Genomic DNA, 22,893 nt, shown 5'->3' with positions numbered 1-22,893 from the left:
AACCAGCCTCAGCCCGTCAGCGTGGTGGCCGGTTTTGCGGTGTACATCAGTGGCCGGATTTGAGGTGTCCACCGGGGTGTGTCGAGATCAGCACCGAGCCCACTTCGCTTCTACGCGACCACGTGGTCTTCCACGCAACGGATTCTCTCGGTTGGGCGATCAAAGTTCGCTGAGGGATTCAATAGCAATCTTGATGGAATGCTGGATGAGTTCCTCAACGCGTGGTACAAGGCGAATCCTCGCTAGCTCGCCTGCCGTCCACGCCAGCGCTCCTGCATCCGGAGAACGGGATCACCAGACGGCACGAGTCCATCGGGGCGGTTGAGCGACGGGTGCGAGAGCGAGAAGTACGTGGCCGGACCGACAGACAGGCGTACCGGCGCCAGCGAGGCGAGGTTCGGGTCGCCGACGGCCACGGCGAGGGCGAGCGCATCGGCGAGGTCGGGGCTTCGGCCCAGCTTCGCGCGGACCTCGTCTTTCGAGACCAGCTGCAGCCGTCCGGTGCGATCGAACAGCACCGTCAGGGCGGCTAGCTCCTCGCACAGGCGATCATCGGCAGGCAGGGCAAGGGAGCGATCATCCAGCCGACTCCGGAGCGTGTGATAGGCTTCGGCGCGCCAGTTGGCGAGGCGTTCCGGCTCGGACGCGCGACCGCCGAAGTAGACGGCTTCCACGGGATACCGGAGCTGCCGGAGGCGATCGACCACCCCCCCACCGGGACCGCTCGCGTCGACGCGAATGCTCTGGGGCGAGAACTGCGCGACAAGGGCAACGACCCGCTGGGTGGTGATCATCGAGTCCGCCTCCCGCCACGTCTCCCGGTGGATCACCCGCCCGTCCTTCACGACCACGACTGCCGACGCGTCCCCGGCAATCGATCGCGCGACGTCCACGCCCATGGTGGTCTGGCGGTAGCGATGACGGGACGGGGGGACCACGGGCTCCCACGCCTGCGAGGCATGCAGCAGGCCCCACGGGAAGAGCTGTCCGGACCCGTCGAGGACGAACTCGCCAAGGACTCGCGTGATATAGCTCGGGGAGGACGTCCCCCACTTCGCGGCCTGCCGTTGTACCCACTTGGGGTTCACGTTGCTGCTGTCCGGTGCGCCGATATGGTGTGCAACCCATGTTCCGGTGTCGTCGGAACAGGCATCGTAGAAGGCGCCAACGGCAGCCCCCGGCGTGCTGGCCATCAGTGTTCGCGCCTCGTCGCCGGTCAAGGCGCCCGCGAGAGCATCGAGGGTCTCGACCGTGAGAGACTTGGCCTCATCGGCGATGAGCAGCACAGCAGGGGCGTGAAGTCCCTCGATGTTGCCGACATCGGCCATGCCGCTGAGCATCACAAGGCGCGCGCTATTTGCGTCGTGGTTGAGCGTGTAGCCGTCGCGCCGGAGATCGATACCGCCGATCCGCGCCCACTTCTCGACCTCGCGGGCAAGGATGCCACGGGCTTGGCGATCGGCAGTGGGTGCCAGGGCGATTACCAACGACTCGGGTCTCGATGTCAGCCACCATAACGCCGCCCATGAAAGCGCCGTGGTTTTGCCAACCCCGTGTGACGTGCGAATTACCACCTGATCGTTGGCCGTCAGCGACCCAAGCCACGCGAATTGGTACGGTTCGCCGCTCGTCCGATGCGTGGCGCTCTGCGCCCGCAGTCGATCCTTCACGAAGCCGACCGGATCACCGTGGTAGGAGTGCCCCGCAGGTACTCTGAAGCGCGCTGGCGGATCGGCGAAGGCGCCTACGTCGCTGGCGAGTTGCGAGAGATCCCGTTCGAGTCGTCGGCCCCCTCTCATCGACGAACCACGCGCGGCGCATCGGGGCGTTCGGCCTTCGCCGCCTTCAGCTCAGCCTTCAGGCGCTCCACCTCTGCCGCGAGCTTCACATCCCGGTGAACAGCGGCCCATGCACGGGTCGCATTGGCGGCAGCCGTCGCGCTGGTACCGGCAATGATCCCAGCCACGGCAAACCGGCCAATTTGGTCGAGGCGTTCTAAGGCATCATCGGCAGTCCGGAGCGGTTGCATCTCTGCTGCCGCTTCGGCCATGCGTTCACGCCGGAGTGCTTCCTTTCCGTCGCCGCCTGCTTGGGCACGATCGTAGCGAGACATCGAGGCGCTTACAGAGGACTTCAGCGGCTTCTTTCGTGGAGCCATGGTCTGGGTCGAGTACGGGGTCGATCGGGCCGCTGATGTGCTCTTCTAGCGACAGGCGGCCCTTTGAGGGGTTGGTCTCTAGGCCGAACGCCACGAGGCGATCTGCCGCTGGAGTTGACGCTTACGCTCCGCGAGGTCCGGAGCCGTACCACCGACTCCGATGCGACCCTGAGCGGCCCAGAACGACGCGATGGCGGCTTCGTTCTCACGGCGCTGTGCTTCACGTTCGGCTTCCGACCGATCGTCGACCTCCGGCAGGTGCTGCGGCTGAAAGCCTTCAGTTGCAGCTGGGGTCGGTGGTGCGAGTCGCTCTCGGCGAGCGGGCAGCCGAGTTGCCATCCGCGTGTAGAACGCCTCGAAGGAGCCGTCTGAAAAGTTTCTGCCGAGGTCGAGGCCCTTCTTCCGGAATAGCTCTTCGAGCGCTTCAAGCGTGAGCTGCTTGGCATCCCAATCGGAGCGCCCCTGTGTGCGGAAGAACTGCCATGCTCGCGAGAGCGCAGCCAGCAGCGGACCCTTGACGTGGTTCTGTGTTCGGACGCCCCATTCGAGCGCCGTTTGCATTTTTTCGGTAGTCGCTGACGCGTACCAACCGGAAAGCAAACGTCGATCGTCGGGCGAACGTGCCAAACTGAGTATCACGTCGAGATTGCTCATCGATCGCCCCCAGCGCTGACCCGCCGAGTGGCTACGATGCGCGTCGACCGTGACCCTGATCCGGCGAGCGGTTCGCAGGCGAGAGTAGGCACGTGCGCAGCACAATGGGAAGGCGTAGGCGCGGGCAAATCGCGGAAGCCTTCGCCTACACCTCCAGCTAAACCGCGAACTACACCTTCACCTTCTAGTCGGAGTCGGCTCGGAGCTACTTCGGACTCAGTCCGCAGCAACCCAAGTGTAACTCTGGAGTCACCCCGGACGAAGTCCGGAGTTTGGGTTGCGTGATAGAGCCGACAGGGCCGCGCGGATCTCGAAGCGCGCTTGGCTGTGGTCATTGTTCCGTCTCCGTCGAAGGCCGTTTGCCGTGAACCGTCTCTTCGTGGTCGGGAGGGGAATAGCCCTGCGGCGGTGGATACTTCGAGCGAACGAACTTCGAGGGAGAAATTTTGAACCATCGCGCATGGTCGATGATCTGAATCAGCCGATGGCCAGTCGCGGCGGTGTAGCGCTGGATCAGTCCGAGTTCGGCAAGGCGTTCAAGCTCCGACGCACAACTGAGAGAACGCCCATGGTGAACGAACGCGTCGATCTCGCGTAGGTTATCGAGGAGGCGCCCCTCGTGGTCGCAGATATGCCACAACATCACGTAAGTGAAGTGTTCGACCGGCGGGAGCGTCTCGATGCGCGGGTGGACGTGCATGTCATGGCGCAGATACGTGAGTTCCTTCGAAGACACTTGTTGCTCCTTGTCTGGCGCAATAGATTGCGCCCGTATGGCGCAAGCAGGCAGATCCTCGCACGGGGGCCGCTCGCGGGTGTGATGGGGATGGATCAACGGGCGCCTACAACGGCGCCCGTTGCCGTTTCATCGATTGGCGTTCGTCAGGCGTGACGCGTTGAGGTCGTTGGAAAAACCGACCTGCGCGCGGGCCTCTGCGACGAAAGTTCGCAGCGCTTCGACGGCAACGTGCCCGATAGTCGCCGCCCAATCGAGCCAGTGGAGGCGCGCGCCGACATCAGGATCTGTCGCGAGCGTAAGCGTATCGCGTTGCGCTTCGACATAGCCGGGCAAGTATTGACTGCGCCATGCCTTCGGTGCGTCGAGTACTGCTCGAAGTGTCTCGATGGCGTCCTGGTCACCGTCGAGGGCGGCAGCTCCGCATCGAAGAATCTCAACGCCAGCCTCATCCCGCCCCATCGACTCGAACACATGTCGAACGATGGCCGCACGCTGCGCCTCGCGTGTGTCACGAGCTGCGGTGTTGACCGCTCGAAGTCTCGCCGCCTCGCGCTCCGCGAGTTCGAGCTGCTCCACTAGCCGATCGGGCACGGCGTTGGCTGCGTCGAGCTTGGCTTCAAGTGCCTTCGCGCGTCCCGCAGGTGAGAGATCGGAGTTCCCAGCGACCGCGACGACTGCGTCGGCGATCCAGTCGATGGAGCCGCGCGCCTCCGTCGCAACGCCAGCCGTCGCGGCGATCAGCTGGACGAAGGTGTCGCCAGCCCAGCCGAGCGATTCTCGAACCGCTGCCTCGTTGGGCACTGTGAAGACCGGTCGAGCGCCATCAGCAACAAGGCCGTCTGGAAAGGCGCGCTCTGCGTGTGCAGAAGTGGGCAGGCGCCTGACCGTCGCGGTGCTTGGGGCGCGATCGAAAGAGATGGTGGTCATCGGCGTGCGCCTCCGCTTATGAGGCGCGCGAGCGAGTCCGGGTGAACCCGAACGAGTCGGCCAACCTGAATCGCTGAAAGCTCCCCGCGTCGGATCATTCGACGCACGGCGTCAGTTGAGCAGCTGAGCTGCTCGGCGACCGCGACGACATCTAGCAGTCGCGTCGAGAGTGCTGCGTTCGCAGCCATCTTCCGCATAACCCCCCCACCACACCAAAGAACCGCTGCGATCTCGCCCGCAGCACTGCGACCCTCAATAGAGAGTTTGGGTAACACCCTGCGCGTGGCCCGCTGCGCGTGTCCCCGTGTGGTGTGGTGCTGCGATTAGCAGCGCCGTGGTAAGCGGCACCTCTATGGTGACGACGATCAGCGCGCTTGTCAACACAGGTCGCCGCTCTGCAATGCAGGAGTCGCTCATCACGTTCGCACTGTTGTGCAAACCACAACACACTCGCGCTTTTCGCGTCAGTGCGGACGCAGCTGATCCGCCAACTCAGTAAGGCGAAGCGGCCTAGAGTCGCGCGCGATAAGATCGCCGAGACTTACGTATCCCTTTCGCCATGCTTCTGCACGGGTACGACCGAGGATCTTGTTCTGCGTCGTGTCGGTCTGCTCTCGAAGCCACGATTCGTACGAGCGACCACGCGGAATCACGGGCTTTCCGGCGTTCGGTCCGCTCGCCCACGTGACGATCGGCACCAGCGCGCTACGGCACTGCGGATGGCGAGGAGGTAGTGGAAGATCAGCGTCATCGATGTCGTACTCGCTGTCATCCAACGCTGCGCAAATGACGCTGGTCCGTGCATCGAGGATCGCCTCGAATCGGACGCGCGTGATCCCAGCTGCCCGCATTCCGTCAAGGGAGGCCCGCGTCTGCACAGCGGTTACCGCCGTTCGCATCACCGTGCGCGCGGCCTTCACTGTTCCCTTCCAGGCCTCGCCGCCCGCTGTTCCAGTTACCTTGCTCTTCGCGTGATGGACCCGCCGTGCGATCTGGTGCGGATGCTCGCCGCGCACGAGACCAATCTGCACCTGATCTTGTACTCGACTGAGCGCGGCCTTGGCCCCCTGCGTCCACCACTGACCGAAGTTGATTCCGCGAAGGGGGATCTCGTCGACAATGTGCGGCAGGGCTGCCGCCTGCACCGCGAGCGCGCGAGGAACCTGCGTACCCAACTCCAAGCCGATTGACGGCGGGTGCGAGACGGCCACTCCGGCGAGTGCCGCGCGCTCCGCAGCATCGATCTGCAGGAGTCCTTCGGTCGCCACTCTACGCGCATCGGCGTATGCCTCATCGATGATCTTCTCGATGCTCTTCAGTAGGGCGGTGTACCGTGCGCGAGTCGGGTTGTCGATGCCGAGCTTGGCAACGTCCTCCGCGATCTCGCGGTGGGCGTCGCGTAAGACGCGAAGGACGTCATTGGCGAGGGTCTCGCCAGCCCGGGCGCGCGCGATGATGGACCGGAGCTGCCACTCCGGGCCGAACATTTCGGTGGTGTCGTTCATCGACGCGGCTTCCGACTGCGGGGGGCGTGGCGCTTCGGCAGTTCGCGGGTGATACCATCGGATGTTGTATGGACCGCCGTTCGGGTGCGGCTCTGAATCCAACGAGCAAGCGCCTTCGTCGAGTAGAAAATTCTGCCGCCAAGTTTTGAGTACTCGGGGCCGGTACCCAGCGTTCGCATCTTGTCGAGAGTAGACGGCGCGAGCCGCACGGCGGCAGCCGCCTCCTTCACCGTCAGGAGGAGGTCTTCGTCGTCCACGGAAGGGACGGGGACTGGCAATGCTGTCATCGGGTACGCTCCAACTCACGAGTCAGGCGCGGCGCTAAGGCGCCGAGCGCGGTGACACCGTGCCCCAAGTAGCACGGTGTTGCTCGTGGTCGTCGGAAGGGGGCGCCATCGCGCAGCCCCAGTGCACCCGTGAGTGCGACCGCGAATTCAAGCCAAGAGTCCGACACCGCATCCTACAAAACGAAAGATCCGCCAGCAAGCGAGGGCTGACGGATCTGTTGTGTAGGGCTCTTGGGATATTCCTTCTTGGTTCGGGTCGCCGCGTCTTAGGGCGCAGAGGACTCTGACGGTGGCGCCGGAAGCCCGAGGCGCGCCCCCAACGTGCGGCTCGTCTTGTCGGCGAGCGCCCGCACCGATTGGTCGGCGAGGTGGGAGTAGCGCTGGGTTGATTTCGCGTCCCGATGGCCGAGCAGCTTCTGGGTGAAGTGCTGGGGCGCGCCATCGTTGGCGGTGAGCGTCGCGAAGTTGTGCCGGAGATCGTGAATACGCAGGTCCTTTAGGTCCGCCGCGTGGCGTACGGCGTCCCAGAGGCGATTCAGGCTCCTGATGGGGAAGACGCGCGGATCGCTCTTCCTACGCTTTTGCTGCCTAATGAGCTGCAGTGCATCGGCGCCCAATGCCCGGACAGAACGACCCGTTTTCGTGTCCGTGAGGACGGCAACACCGAGATCGAAGTTGAGGTCGTCCCATCCCAGCGTAAGTGCTTCAGAGAGGCGCCATCCGCTGAGCAGCAGAAAACGAAGCGCTGCCACGGCGATGGGCGAGGCCGGAATCGGCTTATCGGCCGACTTTGGCCGATGCTTGGCCGTCGTTTCTGACTTCGGCTTCTTCCGATAGCGAGGGGCAGGCGGGAGGCCGTGGAGCTCGGCCTCGGTCAGTGCTTCGCTCAGTCGATCGAACTCCTCGACGGTTAACACCCGTTCGCGCGGCGACTCCTTGAATTTGTCCACCAGCAGCGCGGGGTTCGCGCCTGCTGGGATCAGGTCACGCTTCGCCGCCCATGTGTAGAAGGCGCGAATGACGGCGAGCGCTCTGTTGCCGACGTACGCTTTCTTCTTGAAGCCCTCGTGCCATCGGACAACATCCGCGCGAGTAACTGCCTCGACGGTGCAATTGCCGAACGTGTCGGCAATCTCGCGGTCGAAGAGACGCTTGTATTCCGCCAGGACTCCCGGCTTCAGGATGCCCGCTCGGCTCTTCAGGTATTCAGCGAAGAGCATCCCAATCGTCTGTGGGGGCGCGGGTTCGGGGGCCGGTGCTGCCTTCTCGGGTCGCTCCGCCAGATAGACGAGGGCCTCACGACGGGCATCTCGCAGGCTGAGGAATTGGCGGCTGCGAGGATCCATCTCGCCGAGCTTCACGCGGCGCACGGTGCTCGCCTCCCGGCCACCGGGGGTCCGGTAGCTCACCGACCACGTCACCGAGCCATCCCGGTTCACGCGAGCCTTGAAGCCCTTTACAGACCCAAGGCCGAAATCGGGAATGTCACGGGGCCATGTGTGGGGCTCGGCGAGCACCGCGTCGATCTCTTCGGCAAAGGTCGCAGCTCGGGCTCTCGTGGGTGTCTGCTCAGTAACAGGCATTGTGGCGCCTTTGTTGGAGTCCACGGCTACACGCACGGCTACACACGAAGGGGGATTTCCGGAAATTTGCGGCAAGCATCGGAAAAGCCGTGCGGTGTTAGTGTCTATATTTGAATAATTTAGCGCATTTGTGGAAACATCGTCAGGTGGTATAGACTGGCGTGTGCCCTGACTCTGGATCAGAAGGTTCCTGGTTCGACCCCAGGAGGGGCAATCGCCGAAAGGCAATCAAAAGTGCCGTAACGACTTAGGTCGTTACGGCACTTTTTGTCTTGCGACCTCGGTGCATCACATTCCTAGTTCCTGCCGGCGGCTTTGGTCGAAGGCGCGCGGGATATCAAGGGGAACTCTGCTGGCGAACGTATCGAGCGGACAGCAAGATCCACGTCCAACTGTGGCCAATACAGGTGATCGGGGCTCGGCCACTCCACCTGCGTGAGTGCGTCAATCGTCGCGTGCCGGAACCACGGAAAGTCGTCGAAGCGCACCAGTAACTCCTCGTCGCCGAGCAGCAGCCAGAAACCGTGCCGCGAGACGTGTGTGACTTCAGGCGCCGAAGTGGCGAATCCAGGCATCGCGAATCTCCCCGGTGTGGCGTTCTACAATGTCCTGCGCCTCAGCGAGCTGACGAGCCGAGAGTCCGACCGAATCCGCCAACGCGGTCGCGGGCTCGAGCCAGAACTTGGCCTCGCCGTCCGGATGCGAGACGTGCACATGCATTCGCGGTTCCTCGCGTGAAAAGAAGAACAGGCGAAAGGGACCCTCGCGGAGCACGGTCGGCGACATAAATGGGAATATAACCGACCGTCTGCTCCGTTCGGCTTGTCCTACCGCGTCCAGAGCCCAACCACCGCGCAGTACCCGACTCCAGCATACTCCGGCGGCATCTCACTGCGCCGGTAGAACTCGAGCGCGACGATGCTCGCCGGATGGAGCTCGGTGAGCACGTCCTCTGCACGCAGTCCCTGAAGCGAGCGGGCATCGAAGCCGCTGCGCGCCGCCCATGTGCGATCGACGCCGTCCACGAAGACGCCGACGAGGCTGTCCTTCCCGGCGCACCGGGTGACTCTGACCTTTCGCACCGCGTAGCCCGCGCCCATCAGCGCGTTGATCCCGTTGAGGCGGTTGAGGGCGTCACCGAGCGAGATGCTCCGCGAGATCTCCTCGCCGACGAGAAACTGCCCGCGGCCTCGCTCCTGTCGAGCGAGAAAGTCCTCATAGCGCCGGGCCTGCAACTCCTTGGGCGCGCGGCTCGCCCTCGTGATGCGTGTTGCCAAGACCTGCGCACTGCGAAGCTGTGGGCTCCACTGTACAACACCCGTATCGGCGGCGGTCAGCACGCGATAGGCGGGCAGCACGCCAAGCCGGCGAACACCCACGATGTCTCCACCGCGTCGAACGGTCGTGAGGCGGTATCGACCGGTGGAATCGGTGCGCACCGGCGCGACGTGCCCGGTGGAGAAGACTTCCACGTCGGCGAGTGCTCGCCCTCGCTCGTCGCGAACCACACCGGTCACGCTCACCGTAAGGCGTGGGCCGCTTGCCGTCATGGCTGTTTCTGCGGGGTCGGCGTCGACCAATGACATCGAGCGAAGCGCCTGACCGTCGGTCGAAACGAGAGCTGAGAGGCGCCAGCGCAGGCTGTCGACCCGTGTCCAGAGCAGCACATCTTCCTGCTCGCGTTCACACGCCGCGTCGCAGCCCTGAACGGCCACCGCGAGGGTGATGGGCGCGTCGCTCAGGCGCGTGGGGCGATAGCGCAGGCGTAGTTCCGTAAAGCGTCCGGGTCGATCAGGGTCATCCAGATAGCTGCTGACCAGCAGATCGTCGCCGTTCGGGCTCACGCCTATCTGGGCCGAATCGAGCGCGCTCAGGCGCGGGCTGAGGCCGATCAGGCGATCCCGAAGTGCGGTGTCGCGTTCCGCGATCATCGTACGCGCCTCGGCCACCGCGTCGAGCAACTGCCGCTGCGCCCACTGCTTGCTCCATCCACCGGCTGTCCACGGGCGCTGGCGTGGAGCTTGACTACTCTCGATCACGCCGAGCCGTGAGCGCTCCGCCGTGACCACGGACTGGGCAAACGCCACGCGGGTGCTGACCATCCCGAGCAATGCGAGCCAAACGATCCGTTTGATCATGCTGATCTCCGTCGGTTCCAATCGCCGCGCCGGGTTGAACCAATGACCTCAGCATACCGGGATTTGGGCGCGCCGCAACCGCGAGTCGAGCGGGAGAGCAGTTCGGATCCGTCCGTGCAGCGTGCGGCATATCCGGGGCCTCGGCCGTCCCGGAAGGCCCTCACGGCGACCCCAGGAGGGGCAATTGCCGAGAGGCAATCGCATACGCCGCCGTCACTTACGAGTGATGGCGGCGTTTGCGTTTCTCCCGTGCGGGTATTCACGCGTCCGCGTTCGCGTCGGCCTCGCTGAAGTCCACCACCGGGCGGACCTCGACGCCTCCCGTGTGTGCGCCCGGGATGCGTGCCGCGATCTGGATGGCCTCGTTCCGGTCGCGCGCCTCGATCAGATAGAAGCCGCCCACCTGCTCGCCGGTCTCGACGCACGGGCCATCGGTCGTCGTGAGCTGGCCGTGGCGTATGCGCACGGTGGTGGCGGTATGCGTGGGCTGCAGCGCCTCGCCCGCGACGAGCTGCCCGCCATCGAGAACGGACTGCGTGAACGCCATGTACCGGCCCCGCAGGGCGTCGAACTCCTCCCTTGGCATCGCCGCCAGCGCGGTCTCCTCGTGATAGATGAGGCAGACGTATTTCATCGATGGGTTCCTCGAACGGGATGGAACGGCGTCCGGTCCGCCGAGTGCGGACGTTGGCCACCCTGTTGTCGCCGAACGGGGGCCAAATTCGACAGCCTCGCCGCGGGTCCTGATTTCCTCGATATTCCGGCGAAATACGGTCGCCTGTCGAAATCGCGCCGCCCCGCCCGACATAGTCACGGGTGAGGCATCGGGCCGCACCCGCCGACATTCTTGCCACGGGGTTTTCCTATGAAGTACATGATGCTCTTCGCCGAGCCCGAGCAGCACATTCAGCAGCGCCAGACCGCCGACGCCCCGGCGTACTGGGCGGCGTGGAGCGCCTTTGCGAAGGCGATCAACGAGAGCGGTCTGGTGGTTGAAGGCAACGCGCTCCAGGACAAAACGACGGCGACCACGGTCCGATTCACCAACGGCAAGCGGGTCGTGCAGGATGGGCCGTTCGCCGACGCCAAGGAGCAGCTCGCCGGCTACTTCATCCTCGAGGTGCCGAGCATCGATCCGGTGCTGGAGTGGGCCGCCAAGGTGCCGGGCGTCGAGACCGGTACGGTCGTCGAGATTCGCCCGATCCTGTCGGTGCGGTAAGTCGTCGGCGGAGCATCGTGCCGGAGCGGGTCACCCCATGACGGACGCCGTGCAGACCGTGGAGCAGGTCGCACGCAATTCGTACGGACGTCTGGTCGCGTATCTCGCGGCCCGCTCCCGCGATCTCGCCGCCGCCGAAGATGCCCTCGGCGATGCCTTTCTGGCCGCGCTCGATCAGTGGCCGCGCGATGGTGTGCCGCAGAAACCCGAAGCGTGGCTCCTCACGGCGGCGCGCCGTCGCATGATCGACGCGACGCGACGGAGCGCCACCGCCGACGCGGCGCTCCCGTCACTTGAATCGGCTGCGCTCGACGCTCAGCGCACGGCCGACACCGTCCGCGACTTTCCGGACGAGCGACTCGGGTTGCTGTTCTACTGCGCGCATCCCGCGATCGACGAGGCGGCCCGCACGCCCCTGATGTTGCAAACGGTGCTCGGGCTCGACGCGGCGCGCATCGCCGGGGCGTTCCTCGTCGCGCCAGCCGCGATGTCACAGCGTCTGGTACGCGCAAAGACGAAGATCCGGGTGGCCGGCGTCCCGTTCGAGATTCCGTCGGCCCGCGAACTGCCGGAACGGGTGGACGCGGTGATGGGCGCGATCTACGCGGCGTACGGAACGGCGTGGGATGACGCCTTCGGCACCGATGCGAAGCGGCGCGGCCTGGCCGACGAAGCGATTTGGCTGGCGCGCGTTCTCACCGACACCATGCCGGAGAACGCCGAGGCACATGGTCTGCTCGCCTTGATGCTCTTTTGCGAAGCGCGTCGTGCCGCGCGTCGTTCGCCCTCGGGGGCGTTCGTCCCGCTCGACCAGCAGGATGTCTCGCTGTGGTCCGCGCCGATGATCACCGAGGCCGAGCGCGCGCTGCGGACGGCGAGTGCGCTGGCGGCACCGGGACGTTTTCAGATCGAGGCGGCCATTCAGAGCGTGCATGCGCAGCGCCTGTTCGGTGCGCCCGTGCAATGGGATGCGGTCGCGATGTTTTACGGCTCGCTGGTCGCCATCGCGCCGACGATTGGCGCCTATGTGGGGATGGCCGCCGCGCTCGGCGAGGCGCGCGGGCCGGATGTTGGATTGACGGTACTCGACGGCCTGCACGAGACCGATATCGCAGACTACCAGCCGTACTGGGCCGTGCGCGGTCACCTGCTGGCCGGTGCCGGTCGGGGGGCTGAGGCGCGCGTCGCGTATACGCGTGCCATCGACCTCAGTGACGACGTCGCGGTGCGAGATTTTCTTCTGGCTCAGGCAGCGTCGGTGTTGTAGTCAGCACCGCGAGTCGCGTGTCGCGTTTCGGGATTGGTTCGCCATCGCGGCCAGTCGGCGCGTCGGCCTAACGCTCGACTAACGCCCCCCGCCGAGTTTGATGGCGCCTCCGTTGTTGGATGACCATCACCTCGAGCCGTCGGAACGCCATGCACTCGTCCCGCCAGCCGGCGTCGCGATACGCCGCCCTCCTGCTTTGGTTCCTCGTTGGGTGCGGGGGCGCCGTACAGGGCCCGCAGAGCCCTGGGACCGCGCCCGACGTCACCAGCGATCGTTGCGTCAAAAAAGAGCTGCGCGTGGGTGGCAGCGCATCCGGCAACACCGGCGGAACACTGTGCCAACTCGTGGGGGGCTCCGGGAACGTCTTTACGCTCACCGTCACGCAGTCCACGGCGATGATCCTCACGGTGAGTGGCAACAGCTTCCCGGCGTACTTCGGGATCTACACCGCCGAAGGCAAACCGCTCGACGCCAGGACCTCCAATGATTCGTCGCTCACGATGCCCGTCGTGTTGGGGCCGGGGGGGTACCTGCTGATGATCAGCAGCTTGACCCCGGCCGAGGGGCCGTACACCGTGTCGGCCCCGCCGCTCGACGCCGACCGCTGTTACGAACCCTACCGCATCACCATGACCAAGGGTGCGTCGTACACCAGCACGGTGGGGCTCTCGTCGTGCCGGACACCGAATGGCGGCCGCCGGTATCAACTGTTCACCTTCGCCACCGGCGACCCGACCACGTTCGCGGTGACCACGACCCTTGATAAGCCTGGACAGGCGGCGTGGCTCACCGAATCCAACGAGTTCGGTCCTGGCACGTGGACCGCACGTTTGCCGTCCGCTCCCGACGGGATGTTCCAGCGGAGCCGCGGGGCGCTCCTCACCAGCGCCAGTGCCTCCAGCACGTCGATTCCGCTGGCGTACACCATTCGCGTGGAGTAATCGCGCGCGCTCGACCTACGGTGAGGTGGCGGCTCCGGTCTCAGACGTGTCGGCGCTGCAACAGCGTCCGCCGGGGCCTGCCGCCTGCACCGGCGGGCACACGACGGTGCCGTAGGAGCAAAACACACAACAGTCGCCGGCCTTTGGGCGAAGCCGCGTCCCGCATCCGGCGCACTCGTGAAAAAAGACGCAGGCGTCGGTCGGCATCAGCAACGCCTCGTCATGCCCGCAGACGGGGCAGTGCAGGGTAGAGGCGAGGAGGACAGCGGTCATGCGGTCAATATAGGGAACGACCCGTCACCGCCGCTTCCGCCGCTCCGCCACGCGCCACCGTTTCACGTGGTCGATCAGCGCCTGGAGTGCTCGTGAGGCCTGTTTGCGTTGCGGATAGTAGAGCGCGTAGCCGGTGAACGGCTCGCAGAACTTGTCGAGCACCGTCACCAGCTCGCCCCGCGCCAGCTCGTCGCGGACGTGGCCGTCAATGGCCATCGTGACGCCCAACCCGGCCACCGCGAGGCGGCGATTGACGATCGATGACGTCGAGAGCACCCGCGCCGGCACCGCCACACTGAACTCTCGGCCGCCTTCGGTGAACTCCCACTTGTACGGCGCGGCGGTCGGTGAGGCGCGCCAGTTGAGACATGCATGTTTCAGCAGGTCGCGGGGATGCCGGGGCGTCCCGTGCTGCTCGAAATAGCGTGGCGCACCAATCACGACCATGCGCAGGTCGCCCGAGACCGGCACGGCGATCATGTCCTGCTCGATCACTTCCCCCAACTGAATGCCGGCGTCGAACCCTTCGGCGATGAGATCGACCGGCGACTCGCTCACGACGAGCTCGAGCCGCACGGCGGGGTGGTCGGCGAGGAACGCGGGCAGCAGGGCTTCGCTCATCATCATCACGGCGGGGCTCGCGGCGTGCAGGCGGAGCGTCCCCTGCGGTGTGTCGCCGAGCTCGCTCACCGCGGCCGCAGCCTCCCGCACCGCCGAGAGCGCCGAGCGGGCCGCCGCGTAGTAGCGGGCGCCTGCCTCGGTGAGCTGCACGCTGCGCGTGGAGCGCCGCACGAGGGGAGCACCCAGCCGCGCCTCGAGCCGCTGAATCGCCTGGCTCACCGCCGAGTGGCTGATGCCCAGCTGCTCGGCGGCGGCGCGAAAGCCGCGGGTCTCGGCGAGTGCGACAAACGTCGCCAAGCCGTCCAGTTCGTCGGTCATTGGTCACCTCAACTTACCGGTCCGGTGCGCGGCGGCAAGTAGCCCGCCGGGTGGCGGCGAGGTTGCTTCTCTCAACGACCCGCCCACGTACCCGGAGACACCCGCGATGCAGACACGATCCCTTGGCCACAGCGGCCTGCAGGTTTCCACCCTCGGCCTCGGCTGCATGGGGCTCAGCTTTGGTTTTGGTCCCCCGACTGATCACGCCGACGCGATCGCGCTGCTGCACGCCGCGGTGGAACAGGGTGTGACGTTCTTCGATACCGCGGAAGCCTATGGCCCGTTCGCCAATGAGTCGCTGCTCGGTGAGGCGCTGGCGCCGTATCGCGAGCAGGTCATCATCGCCACGAAGTTCGGCTTCGATATCGATCCGGTGACCGGCGAGAATCGCGGTGGTGTGAACAGCCGGCCCGCGCACATCCGGAGCTCACTCGAGGGCTCCCTGCGGCGCCTCGGTGTGGAGTGCATCGACCTCTACTACCAGCACCGCGTCGATCCGCAGGTGCCCATTGAAGAGGTGGCTGGCACGGTGCGGGATCTGATCGCCGAGGGCAAGGTGCGGTTCTTCGGCATGTCGGAGGCGGGGGCGTCCACGATTCGGCGTGCGCATGCGGTGCAGCCGGTGGCGGCGCTGCAAAGCGAGTACTCGCTGTGGTGGCGCGAGCCGGAGCAGAGTGTGTTTCCGGTGCTCGAGGAGCTGGGTATCGGCTTCGTCCCGTTCTCGCCGCTGGGGAAGGGGTTCCTGACGGGACAGATCGATCACACGACCGCGTTCGCGCCGGATGATTTCCGCAACCGGGTGCCGCGCTTCTCGGCTGACAATCGCGCGGCGAATCAGCGGGTGGTCGATCTCGTGCGCACGTTCGCGAGCGCCAAGGGGGTGACCCCGGCACAGATCGCGCTGGCGTGGGTGCTCGCGCAGCGGCCGTGGATTGTGCCGATTCCGGGCACCACCAAGCGGCATCGCCTCGAGGAGAACCTCGGTGCTGCACAGGTTGTGCTGAGCGCCGAGGAACTGCGGGCGATGGACGAGGCGACGCGCACGCTCGCGGTGTCGGGCGAGCGGTATCCGGAGGCGTTGCAGCGGCTGATCGACCGCTGATGGGGCTGGCGCGATGCGGGGGCGTGATCAGTATTGGGCGACGGCCCTCGCCGCCGCCGGTTCACGGCCCCTCCTCTCGCACCACGGCCATGTCTGCTCGCCTCCGCACGTCCCGCCTCGCGGCGCTGCTTGCCACGGTGTTCGTTCTGCCGCGCATCGCCATGTCCCAAGCCCCCTCCGCCGCCCAGTTCGCCAATCTCGCGCGCTATCAGGCCGAGAACGCGGCGCTGCCGGCACCGGTCGCCGGCGAGCCGCGCGTGGTGTTCTTTGGCAACTCGATCACCGAGGGTTGGGCCAAGTACTTCCCGGCGATGTTTCCCGGCAAGCCGTACATCGGGCGCGGCATCAGCGGGCAGACCACGGCGCAGATGCTGCTGCGCTTCCGGCAGGATGTGGTGGCGCTCAAGCCGGCGGCGGTGGTGATCCTGGCGGGGACGAATGACATCGCGGGGAACACCGGTCCGGCAACGCTCGAGGAGATCGAAAGCAATCTCGCGGCGATGACCGAGATCGCCCAGGCGAACAACATCCGCGTGCTGCTGTGCAGCGTGACGCCGGTGTTCGACTATCCGTGGAAGCGGGGGCTGGAGCCAGCGCCCAAGATCGTCGCGCTCAACGCCTGGATCGCGCAGTACGCCGCATCACGCGGCGCGCTGTACGTGGACTACCATACGCCGCTCAAGGATGAGCGGCTCGGCATGAAGGCTGAGTACGCCAGCGATGGCGTGCATCCCACCGAGGCGGGCTATCGTGTGATGGCGGGCGTGGTGGCGCCGCTCATCACCCGGGCATTGCGAGACGCCAAGCGATAGAATTCAGCGGCGCGAGTTGCTCGCGCTCCCGCCCATTCCTGCGCGCTCCCCACCGACCCGAGCTACCGCTTATGCGCCACTCTCCCCGCCTGCTGCTTGCCGCCGCTGTGCTGGTGACCTCCACCGCGTCGGCCGCGGTGCTCCACGATGCCTGGGAAGGCATGGTGATGGGCAAGGATGGATCGAAGATCCGCGGCGAGATCGAAATGGAAAAGGGCAAGGCGCCCAAGACCACCGTGGCCAGCGTGGACTACAAGAATGACGTGGCCGGCGCGGTGCGCCCGTGGCACGTGCACGTGGGCAGCTGCGCCAAGCCGGGCCCGGTGCTCGGCGATGCGAAGGCGTACACGCCCATCACGGTCGGCGCCAACGGTGCGGGGAAGGCCACGGCTACGCTCGCGATGGTCATGCCCGAAGACGGCAGCTACTACGTGAACATTCATGAGTCCGCCGCGAACATGAGCAAGATCGTCGCCTGTGGCGACCTGCTCATGCACGAATAGCCGCGGGCAGTACAGCTGCGGTTCGTGTAGTAGATTGCGGGACGTCACGCGACCGTCGCGTGTGCGTCCCGCCCCGCCTTTCCGGTGGAACTGTCATGGTTCGGATGCTGCTGCGGTTTGCGGCCCTGTGGCTCGTGCTCGTCCCTGCACGCGGGCGCGCGCAATCGCCAACGGTAGATTGGGCTGCGGTGGAGGCGGCCTTCGGCCGCCCGAGTGCCGCGCAGGATGGCGGCGTGCATCGCTGGAGCATGCCGCGATCAGACCTCACGGTCGTTGCGGATGGCGTGACGCTCCGCCCGGCGTTCGCGCTCGGGTCGTGGATGGCGATGCTGCCCGGCGCGAACGGTGTGCTGGCGATGGGCGATCTGGTGCTCCGCGACGACGAGCTCAATCCGGTGCTCTCGGCGCTGCAGGAGGGGGGCATCGAGCAGAGTGCGATTCACCATCACGTGATTCGTGAATCGCCGCGCATCCTGTACGTGCACATTCACGGGCACGGCGATCCGGTGGCGATCGCGAAGGCGGTACGCGCGGCGCTGACACACACCGGTACACCGGCCCCGCCCGCGACCGCCGCACCCGCCGCGCCGGTCGCTCTGGATACGGCCGCCATCACGAGTGCATTGGGTGCCCCCGGGAAGAGCAACGGCGGTGTCTGGCAGGTCTCGGTGCCGCGCATGGAAACGCTGCACGATGCGGACGTGGTGTTGCCGGCGTCCATGGGCGTGGCCACGGCGATCAACTTCCAGCCGACGGGCAACGGCCGGGCGGTGATAACCGGCGACTTCGTGATGATCGCGCCGGAGGTCAACGCCGTGATTCGCGCGCTGCGCACCGCCGGTATCGAGGTCACGAGCCTGCACAACCATCTCCTGATGGATGAGCCGCGCCTCTTCTTCCTGCACTTCTGGGGCAATGCCGACGCGGTCACGCTGGCCAAAGGGCTGCGCACCGCGCTGCAGGTTACGAACGTTCGAGGAGCTCGGTAAGTGCCGAAATCACACCGTCGGGCGCTCCTTGACTGATCAACAAAACTTGATATAATCATCCCATGTCCGCGACATCCATCGATCTCACGCACTCCGCCACGCTCTTTCATGCGCTCTCCGATGAGACGCGCCTGGCAGTGCTGGACATGCTGCGTGAGGGAGAACGCTGTGTGTGCGATCTGCAGGCCGATCTCGACACCGCGCAGTCACGGCTGTCCTTTCATCTCAAGGTGCTCCGCGAGGCTGGCCTCGTGAGCGACCGCAAGGAAGGGCGCTGGTCGTACTACCGCATCAATGCCGAGGCACTGGAGCAGGTCCATGATCTGGTGCGCGTGCTCGGCACGGATGCCACGGCCGGGAAGCGGCAGCTCAAGGTGTTCGGCCGCTGCTGCGGCTAGGCTCGTGACTTGTGGAGCGACGGCGCCTGCGGGCGCCACTTCGTTGGTTCAACGCATCAAGAAATCTTGCTGAACGGGAGCGATCATGTCGGCGAATCAGATCGATGTCACCACCCTGGTGCGCGAGAAGTACGGCGCCGCGGCACGACGGGTGCTGGAGGTTGCGGAACCGGCGGCCGGTAGCTGCTGCGGACCGGTGAACTCGTGCTGCGGCGGCGCGGCGTTCAATGGCAGCGTGGATCCGATCACCTCGAACCTCTACGTGAACGGCGAAACGGATGAACTGCCGAGTGCCGCCGTCCTCGCGTCACTCGGCTGCGGCAACCCGACGGCGCTGGCCGAACTGCGCGAAGGCGAGGTGGTGCTCGATCTGGGCTCCGGTGGTGGCATCGATGTGCTGCTGTCGGCGCGGCGGGTGGGGCCCACCGGCAAGGCGTATGGCCTCGACATGACCGACGACATGCTTGCGCTGGCCGCGCAGAACGCCGCCGAAGCCGGCGTCACGAACGTGGAGTTTCTGCGCGGTCGTATTGAGGAGATTCCGCTGCCCGCCAACTCGGTGGATGTGATCATCTCCAACTGCGTGATCAACCTGTCGGGCGACAAGCGCCGCGTGCTGGCCGAAGCCTTTCGCGTGCTCAAGCCCGGCGGACGGTTTGCAGTGAGTGATGTGGTGGTGCGCGGTGATGTTCCGGCCGCCGTACGCAAGTCGATGGAGCTGTGGGTCGGCTGCGTGGCTGGTGCGCTCGAAGAGCAGGAGTTCCGCACGCTGCTCACCGAGAATGGCTTCACCGGCGTGGACATCGAACCGACCCGCCTGTACCAGAGCGAGGATGCCCGCGTGTTCTTGCAGGAGAGTGGCATCGACGTGCACGCCAATCTCGACGAGATCGATGGCAAGTTCATGGCCGCCTTCGTGCGCGCCACCAAACCGGCCGACGCATGACGCCGACGTTTCGTGCTGCCACCGCCGCCGACGAGCCCGCGGTGACCCAGTTGCTGCGCAGTCAATCGCTCCCCACCGCCGGTGTCGCCGAGATGTTCGCGCAGGACGCGACCCAGTTCATCGTCGGCGAGGCGGACGGTGAACTCGTCGCGGTCGCGGGTGTCGAGGAATGCTGTGAGCACGCGCTGCTGCGCTCGGTCGCCGTGCGCGGCGATTGGCAGCGCCGCGGGTTGGGCAACACGCTCGTGGAACGCGCGGTGGCGCAGGCCGAAGCGCGTGGCATTCACGCCCTCTATCTGTTGACGCTCACGGCCGAAGACTACTTCCCGCGCTTCGGCTTTGAGCGGGTTGACCGGGCGAGTGTGCCACCTGCGGTGGCGAGTACGGTGGAGTTCACCAGCGCGTGCCCGGCCAGTGCCATCACGATGACCAAGTCGCTGGCGGGCGCCTCGTCGGCGGGCGCCTCGTGGGCGGGCGCCTCGTGAGCAATCCCGTTCGGGTGCTGGTGCTGTGCACCGGTAACTCCGCGCGCAGTCAGATTGCGGAAGCGCTGCTACAAACGCGCGGCGCGCAGCGCCCCGGCCGACGCGTCGAGGCGGCCAGTGCCGGCTCGCGGCCGGCGCCGCGGGTGAATCCGTTCGCCGTGGAAACGCTGGCGGCGCACGGGATCGCGTGGGAAGGGCGCGTGCCGCAGTCGATCGAGGCGCTGGGGAATGCCCCGTTTGATCTGGTGATCACCGTGTGCGACAACGCGCGCGATGCGTGCCCGTTCTACGCTGGTGGTACCGTGCAGGTGCACTGGGGGCTCCCCGATCCGGCCGATCACGAGGAGCCCGCGGCGGCGCGGGCCGCGTTCGCCGCGACGTACGCCGCTCTCGACGCCCGCGTGCAGGCGCTGCTGGCACTGCCGCTCGAACAGCTGGCGCCGGCTGCCCTCGCCGCGGCGGCAACGGCCATTCATGCCGCTGCCGAGGCCGACAGAAACGCTTATCTGAGGCGTTGTTCGGCGAACGCCGAGTCGGGGAGTGCGGCGGCGTCGAGTTCGAGCGCCGCGCGATAGAAGGCGTGCATCTGCGCCCGGTGCGCACCGGCGTCCACGAACAGCAGGGGATCGGCCTTGATTGCCGCCGGACGGATCTCCACCACGTCGTACGCCCCTCCCCAGACGGGGGTGAGGGCGGCGGCCGCACGGCTGAACGCACTGAGGTTGTTGCCACTCATCTGCAGCACCTCGGCGCCCCACGCGAACTGGAGACAGAGCACAACGCCCGCGAGGCGCTGCGCACTCCGCACGGAGCGGGCGCGGGCACTCCAGATGGCGATCGCGCCTCCGCGCTCCACGCGGAGGTCTTCGGAGTCGGCGCACTGCACCACCAGCTCGTTACTGGTGATCTGCACCGTGTCGCCATCGGCCGGCGTGCCCCACCAGCGCTCTACCAGCGCGGTGGCGGCCTGCCACTCGGCGTCGGTGAGGGCGCGGCTCAGGGTATAGACGACTTCGTGGCGCATGGGGGGCTCCGGGGCGGGCGGCGGAAAGGATGCCGTCCCTGCAACGTCATCGCCGCGCCCCAATTGGGCAAGCGCCCGTGCGTCCTTACCGGAGAATCGGGATGGTCAGGTGGCTCCCCTGCGCACCACCGAGCCACAGCGTATGCTGCGCCGCGACGAAGTCGGTGGCGTTCGCCGTAAAGATGTTCGGCACGAAGCGCTGGGGATTGCGGTCGAACCACGGAAACCAGCTCGATTGCACCTGGACCGCCAATCGGTGCCCGGCCCGGAGCGTGTGCAGTACATCCGGGAGCGAGAGGACGACCCGGGTGGCTTGCCCGGGCACAAAGGGCTCGGCGTGGGCACCGCCACGGCGGAAGCGCCCGCGAAGGATCTCGCCACGGACCAGCTGATACGCCCCGGCGGGATCGACGTCGATCACCTTCACGACCAGATCGGCGTCGGTCTCCGACGTCGCGAACCGCAGCGTCGCCGTGATCGGTCCCGCCATGGTGACGTCGCGGGTCAGGACCGGCGACGTAAAGGTTAGCACGTCTGCCCGGGTCAGCAGGCACCGTTGATCGTCGCTCATGACGAGATTGGGGGCGCCATCTTCGATTGTGGTGCCGGTGCAGCGTGCGGGAACCGGGTGGGCGGGATCGCTCGTCCAGCGGCGGCTCGCCGGTGTTGCGGGCATCGAGTCCACCGTGCCGTTGGCGGCGAGCGACCAGGTAACGGGGCGCGCACGCGGGACCGGCCAGCGGGGAACATCGCGCCAGCGGTTGGTGCCGGTATCGAACACGTGCGCCCCGACGGGCGGCGCGGTTCCCTCGCTCTTCAGGCGCGCCCGGAAGAACGCGGCTTCCACATCACGCTGCAGCTGCCACGCGAGGGAATCACCGAACATCCGCGTGCCGTGCACGGTGGGCCCCACGTTGCGTTCACTCCACTGCCGATGGCCAAATGGCCCCATGGCGAACGTGACCGCCGTGCCGGTCGCCGCCAGCGCCCGCTGCACCGCGAGCGTGCCATTGAGGTTTTCGGCATCGAACCATCCGCCGAGCAGCAGCACCGGGGGCAACCGCGTGCCGTGCGCGCGCAGCTGCGGCGGCAGTGCACGCGCTTGCCAGTAGCGGTCGCGCGTGGGGTGCGTGATGAGTGCGCGCCACCAGCTGTCGTTCTCGAGCCACTGCACGTTGGCGAGTGAGCCGAGGCGGAGCAGCCACGCATAATCGTTGGCCATCGCACTGTCGGGGATCGCCCCGAAAGCCTCCGCCCACCAGTGCGCCGCCGTGGGGGTCGGTCGCGGGGTCCCGAAGATCGGTACCGCCCACAGCGATGTCAGGACGAACGCGCCCTGGTGATGGAAATCCTCCATCCAGAAATCGGCCGTGGGTGCCTGCAGCGAGAGCGCCGCGATCGCCGGATGCTTCGACAGGGCGCCGATGGCCGCGTAGAAGCCGCCGTAGCTCACGCCGTGCAGTGCCACCCGGCCGTTGTGGCCCGCCACGTTGGCCAGCAGCCAGCGGATCGTGTCCTCGGCGTCACTGATCTCGTCGGTCTGCCCCGCCGCCCGCGCAGCGGGCGTGCGTGGCGGGCGCATATGCTCGAAGGTGCCTTCCGAGCGATAGCGGCCGCGCACTTCCTGCTGCACGAAGATGTAGCCATCGCGCAGCATCACCGGATCGGGGGCGATCGTCGGCGGAAAGACCGTGTCGGCCTCGGCGCCAGTGGAAAACGGGGTGCGGGTGAGCACCACCGGATAGCGGTGCGCGGGGCCAACGTCGCGTGGCGTGTAGATCTGCGTGAAGAGCGCTACACCATCGCGCATGGGAATGCGCGCCACCCGCTTCACATAGCGGTCGCGGGCGAAGGCGGCTTCGGCGAGTGCCGTACCGAACGACTGGGCCGTGGCCCGCACCCCGGTCAGGGCGCTCAGCAGCAGGGCGGCGCCGACGCGCGCCACACGAAACGAGCAGGGCATGCGCCAATGCTAGCCCGTTGCCGGGGCGGCCGACGCCGGTT

27 protein-coding genes are annotated in these 22,893 nt (G+C 66.4%); 11 read left to right on the top strand and 16 right to left on the bottom strand.

Going from position 1 to position 22,893, the window contains the following annotated elements; translation table 11 throughout:
* Window positions 1-242: 242 nt before the first annotated feature.
* The 13 genes from K2R93_15295 to K2R93_15235 form a co-directional block, all read right to left on the bottom strand.
* Window positions 243-1,487, bottom strand: a complete 1,245-nt coding sequence (locus K2R93_15295) for a hypothetical protein (protein MBY0491206.1) — start codon at window positions 1,485-1,487, stop codon at window positions 243-245.
* A gap of 308 nt (window positions 1,488-1,795) precedes the next feature.
* Window positions 1,796-2,113, bottom strand: a complete 318-nt coding sequence (locus K2R93_15290; GenBank protein ID MBY0491205.1) for a hypothetical protein — start codon at window positions 2,111-2,113, stop codon at window positions 1,796-1,798.
* 123 nt (window positions 2,114-2,236) lie between these two features.
* The gene (locus tag K2R93_15285) at window positions 2,237-2,812 is read right to left on the bottom strand and encodes a hypothetical protein (GenBank protein ID MBY0491204.1); all 576 of its coding nucleotides are present in this window, start codon (window positions 2,810-2,812) and stop codon (window positions 2,237-2,239) included.
* 331 nt (window positions 2,813-3,143) lie between these two features.
* Window positions 3,144-3,548, bottom strand: coding sequence for a hypothetical protein (locus K2R93_15280; protein ID MBY0491203.1), 405 nt, complete (start codon window positions 3,546-3,548; stop codon window positions 3,144-3,146).
* A 129-nt stretch (window positions 3,549-3,677) separates the two neighbouring features.
* Window positions 3,678-4,478, bottom strand: coding sequence for a hypothetical protein (locus K2R93_15275; protein ID MBY0491202.1), 801 nt, complete (start codon window positions 4,476-4,478; stop codon window positions 3,678-3,680).
* The gene (locus tag K2R93_15270) at window positions 4,475-4,666 is read right to left on the bottom strand and encodes a helix-turn-helix domain-containing protein (protein ID MBY0491201.1); all 192 of its coding nucleotides are present in this window, start codon (window positions 4,664-4,666) and stop codon (window positions 4,475-4,477) included. The genes K2R93_15275 and K2R93_15270 overlap by 4 nt, the downstream gene beginning before the upstream one ends.
* A 276-nt stretch (window positions 4,667-4,942) precedes the next feature.
* Window positions 4,943-5,983: a minor capsid protein gene (locus K2R93_15265; GenBank protein ID MBY0491200.1), complete on the bottom strand. Its 1,041-nt coding sequence runs from the start codon at window positions 5,981-5,983 to the stop codon at window positions 4,943-4,945.
* The gene (locus K2R93_15260; GenBank protein ID MBY0491199.1) at window positions 5,980-6,240 is read right to left on the bottom strand and encodes a helix-turn-helix domain-containing protein; all 261 of its coding nucleotides are present in this window, start codon (window positions 6,238-6,240) and stop codon (window positions 5,980-5,982) included. Before K2R93_15260 ends, K2R93_15265 begins: the two co-directional genes overlap by 4 nt.
* Window positions 6,241-6,536: 296 nt before the next feature.
* Complete coding sequence (locus K2R93_15255; protein MBY0491198.1) at window positions 6,537-7,889, bottom strand: site-specific integrase; 1,353 nt, start codon at window positions 7,887-7,889, stop codon at window positions 6,537-6,539.
* Window positions 7,890-8,149: 260 nt separating this feature from the next.
* Window positions 8,150-8,428 (bottom strand): DUF2442 domain-containing protein, encoded by a 279-nt coding sequence (locus tag K2R93_15250; GenBank protein ID MBY0491197.1) that lies wholly within the window; start codon window positions 8,426-8,428, stop codon window positions 8,150-8,152.
* Window positions 8,400-8,639: a DUF4160 domain-containing protein gene (locus K2R93_15245; GenBank protein ID MBY0491196.1), complete on the bottom strand. Its 240-nt coding sequence runs from the start codon at window positions 8,637-8,639 to the stop codon at window positions 8,400-8,402. The genes K2R93_15250 and K2R93_15245 overlap by 29 nt, the downstream gene beginning before the upstream one ends.
* Before the next feature lie 41 nt (window positions 8,640-8,680).
* Window positions 8,681-9,991 carry a carboxypeptidase-like regulatory domain-containing protein gene (locus tag K2R93_15240; protein MBY0491195.1) on the bottom strand — a complete coding sequence of 437 codons (1,311 nt, stop codon included), beginning with the start codon at window positions 9,989-9,991 and terminating at the stop codon, window positions 8,681-8,683.
* A 259-nt stretch (window positions 9,992-10,250) separates the two neighbouring features.
* Window positions 10,251-10,625 (bottom strand): YciI family protein, encoded by a 375-nt coding sequence (locus K2R93_15235; protein MBY0491194.1) that lies wholly within the window; start codon window positions 10,623-10,625, stop codon window positions 10,251-10,253.
* A 231-nt stretch (window positions 10,626-10,856) separates the two neighbouring features.
* Between K2R93_15235 and K2R93_15230 the strand changes: the two genes are divergently transcribed.
* The 3 genes from K2R93_15230 (at window position 10,857) to K2R93_15220 (ending at window position 13,418) form a co-directional block, all read left to right on the top strand.
* Window positions 10,857-11,210, top strand: a complete 354-nt coding sequence (locus K2R93_15230; GenBank protein MBY0491193.1) for a YciI family protein — start codon at window positions 10,857-10,859, stop codon at window positions 11,208-11,210.
* 37 nt (window positions 11,211-11,247) lie between these two features.
* On the top strand, window positions 11,248-12,477 hold the full coding sequence (locus tag K2R93_15225; protein MBY0491192.1) for a hypothetical protein: 1,230 nt from the start codon (window positions 11,248-11,250) through the stop codon (window positions 12,475-12,477).
* 119 nt (window positions 12,478-12,596) lie between these two features.
* The gene (locus K2R93_15220; GenBank protein MBY0491191.1) at window positions 12,597-13,418 is read left to right on the top strand and encodes a hypothetical protein; all 822 of its coding nucleotides are present in this window, start codon (window positions 12,597-12,599) and stop codon (window positions 13,416-13,418) included.
* A 297-nt stretch (window positions 13,419-13,715) separates the two neighbouring features.
* On the opposite strand, the gene K2R93_15215 is transcribed toward K2R93_15220, so the two are convergent.
* Window positions 13,716-14,630, bottom strand: a complete 915-nt coding sequence (locus tag K2R93_15215; GenBank protein ID MBY0491190.1) for a LysR family transcriptional regulator — start codon at window positions 14,628-14,630, stop codon at window positions 13,716-13,718.
* 106 nt (window positions 14,631-14,736) lie between these two features.
* Here K2R93_15215 and K2R93_15210 point away from each other — a divergent pair, with 106 nt between their 5' ends.
* The 8 genes from K2R93_15210 (at window position 14,737) to K2R93_15175 (ending at window position 20,440) form a co-directional block, all read left to right on the top strand.
* A complete protein-coding gene (locus tag K2R93_15210) occupies window positions 14,737-15,732 on the top strand; it encodes an aldo/keto reductase (protein ID MBY0491189.1) in 996 nt (331 codons plus the stop codon).
* 161 nt (window positions 15,733-15,893) lie between these two features.
* Complete coding sequence (locus K2R93_15205; GenBank protein ID MBY0491188.1) at window positions 15,894-16,544, top strand: SGNH/GDSL hydrolase family protein; 651 nt, start codon at window positions 15,894-15,896, stop codon at window positions 16,542-16,544.
* A 71-nt stretch (window positions 16,545-16,615) separates the two neighbouring features.
* Window positions 16,616-17,047, top strand: coding sequence for a hypothetical protein (locus tag K2R93_15200; protein MBY0491187.1), 432 nt, complete (start codon window positions 16,616-16,618; stop codon window positions 17,045-17,047).
* Window positions 17,048-17,142: 95 nt separating this feature from the next.
* Window positions 17,143-18,036: a DUF1259 domain-containing protein gene (locus tag K2R93_15195; protein MBY0491186.1), complete on the top strand. Its 894-nt coding sequence runs from the start codon at window positions 17,143-17,145 to the stop codon at window positions 18,034-18,036.
* A 62-nt stretch (window positions 18,037-18,098) separates the two neighbouring features.
* Entirely contained in the window at window positions 18,099-18,434 is a 336-nt protein-coding gene (locus K2R93_15190; protein MBY0491185.1) for a metalloregulator ArsR/SmtB family transcription factor, read from the top strand.
* Between the two features lie 85 nt (window positions 18,435-18,519).
* Complete coding sequence (locus K2R93_15185) at window positions 18,520-19,380, top strand: arsenite methyltransferase (GenBank protein ID MBY0491184.1); 861 nt, start codon at window positions 18,520-18,522, stop codon at window positions 19,378-19,380.
* Window positions 19,377-19,865: a GNAT family N-acetyltransferase gene (locus tag K2R93_15180; protein MBY0491183.1), complete on the top strand. Its 489-nt coding sequence runs from the start codon at window positions 19,377-19,379 to the stop codon at window positions 19,863-19,865. Before K2R93_15185 ends, K2R93_15180 begins: the two co-directional genes overlap by 4 nt.
* Complete coding sequence (locus K2R93_15175) at window positions 19,862-20,440, top strand: arsenate reductase ArsC (GenBank protein MBY0491182.1); 579 nt, start codon at window positions 19,862-19,864, stop codon at window positions 20,438-20,440. The genes K2R93_15180 and K2R93_15175 overlap by 4 nt, the downstream gene beginning before the upstream one ends.
* Here the strand turns inward: K2R93_15175 and K2R93_15170 are convergent.
* Together K2R93_15170 and K2R93_15165 are read right to left on the bottom strand one after the other, a co-directional pair.
* Window positions 20,368-20,889: a hypothetical protein gene (locus K2R93_15170; protein MBY0491181.1), complete on the bottom strand. Its 522-nt coding sequence runs from the start codon at window positions 20,887-20,889 to the stop codon at window positions 20,368-20,370. The two genes, K2R93_15175 and K2R93_15170, sit on opposite strands and share 73 nt — an antisense overlap.
* A gap of 85 nt (window positions 20,890-20,974) precedes the next feature.
* Window positions 20,975-22,852, bottom strand: coding sequence for a CocE/NonD family hydrolase (locus K2R93_15165; protein MBY0491180.1), 1,878 nt, complete (start codon window positions 22,850-22,852; stop codon window positions 20,975-20,977).
* Window positions 22,853-22,893 lie beyond the last annotated feature (41 nt).

The sequence above is a fragment of the Gemmatimonadaceae bacterium genome, from assembly GCA_019752115.1.
Lineage (GTDB): Bacteria > Gemmatimonadota > Gemmatimonadetes > Gemmatimonadales > Gemmatimonadaceae > Gemmatimonas.
This window is presented reverse-complemented; position numbering and strand designations above follow the sequence as displayed.

Bases quoted from the DNA above. Each gene is read 5' to 3' on its own strand.
- K2R93_15290 (MBY0491205.1), bottom strand. From the start codon at position 2,113: ATGTCTCGCTACGATCGTGCCCAAGCAGGCGGCGACGGAAAGGAAGCA.
- K2R93_15285 (MBY0491204.1), bottom strand. From the start codon at position 2,812: ATGAGCAATCTCGACGTGATACTCAGTTTGGCACGTTCGCCCGACGAT.
- K2R93_15275 (MBY0491202.1), bottom strand. From the start codon at position 4,478: ATGACCACCATCTCTTTCGATCGCGCCCCAAGCACCGCGACGGTCAGG.
- K2R93_15270 (MBY0491201.1), bottom strand. From the start codon at position 4,666: ATGGCTGCGAACGCAGCACTCTCGACGCGACTGCTAGATGTCGTCGCG.
- K2R93_15265 (MBY0491200.1), bottom strand. From the start codon at position 5,983: ATGAACGACACCACCGAAATGTTCGGCCCGGAGTGGCAGCTCCGGTCC.
- K2R93_15250 (MBY0491197.1), bottom strand. From the start codon at position 8,428: ATGCCTGGATTCGCCACTTCGGCGCCTGAAGTCACACACGTCTCGCGG.
- K2R93_15245 (MBY0491196.1), bottom strand. From the start codon at position 8,639: ATGTCGCCGACCGTGCTCCGCGAGGGTCCCTTTCGCCTGTTCTTCTTT.
- K2R93_15240 (MBY0491195.1), bottom strand. From the start codon at position 9,991: ATGATCAAACGGATCGTTTGGCTCGCATTGCTCGGGATGGTCAGCACC.
- K2R93_15235 (MBY0491194.1), bottom strand. From the start codon at position 10,625: ATGAAATACGTCTGCCTCATCTATCACGAGGAGACCGCGCTGGCGGCG.
- K2R93_15230 (MBY0491193.1), top strand. From the start codon at position 10,857: ATGAAGTACATGATGCTCTTCGCCGAGCCCGAGCAGCACATTCAGCAG.
- K2R93_15225 (MBY0491192.1), top strand. From the start codon at position 11,248: ATGACGGACGCCGTGCAGACCGTGGAGCAGGTCGCACGCAATTCGTAC.
- K2R93_15220 (MBY0491191.1), top strand. From the start codon at position 12,597: ATGACCATCACCTCGAGCCGTCGGAACGCCATGCACTCGTCCCGCCAG.
- K2R93_15215 (MBY0491190.1), bottom strand. From the start codon at position 14,630: ATGACCGACGAACTGGACGGCTTGGCGACGTTTGTCGCACTCGCCGAG.
- K2R93_15210 (MBY0491189.1), top strand. From the start codon at position 14,737: ATGCAGACACGATCCCTTGGCCACAGCGGCCTGCAGGTTTCCACCCTC.
- K2R93_15205 (MBY0491188.1), top strand. From the start codon at position 15,894: ATGTCCCAAGCCCCCTCCGCCGCCCAGTTCGCCAATCTCGCGCGCTAT.
- K2R93_15200 (MBY0491187.1), top strand. From the start codon at position 16,616: ATGCGCCACTCTCCCCGCCTGCTGCTTGCCGCCGCTGTGCTGGTGACC.
- K2R93_15195 (MBY0491186.1), top strand. From the start codon at position 17,143: ATGGTTCGGATGCTGCTGCGGTTTGCGGCCCTGTGGCTCGTGCTCGTC.
- K2R93_15190 (MBY0491185.1), top strand. From the start codon at position 18,099: ATGTCCGCGACATCCATCGATCTCACGCACTCCGCCACGCTCTTTCAT.
- K2R93_15185 (MBY0491184.1), top strand. From the start codon at position 18,520: ATGTCGGCGAATCAGATCGATGTCACCACCCTGGTGCGCGAGAAGTAC.
- K2R93_15180 (MBY0491183.1), top strand. From the start codon at position 19,377: ATGACGCCGACGTTTCGTGCTGCCACCGCCGCCGACGAGCCCGCGGTG.
- K2R93_15170 (MBY0491181.1), bottom strand. From the start codon at position 20,889: ATGCGCCACGAAGTCGTCTATACCCTGAGCCGCGCCCTCACCGACGCC.
- K2R93_15165 (MBY0491180.1), bottom strand. From the start codon at position 22,852: ATGCCCTGCTCGTTTCGTGTGGCGCGCGTCGGCGCCGCCCTGCTGCTG.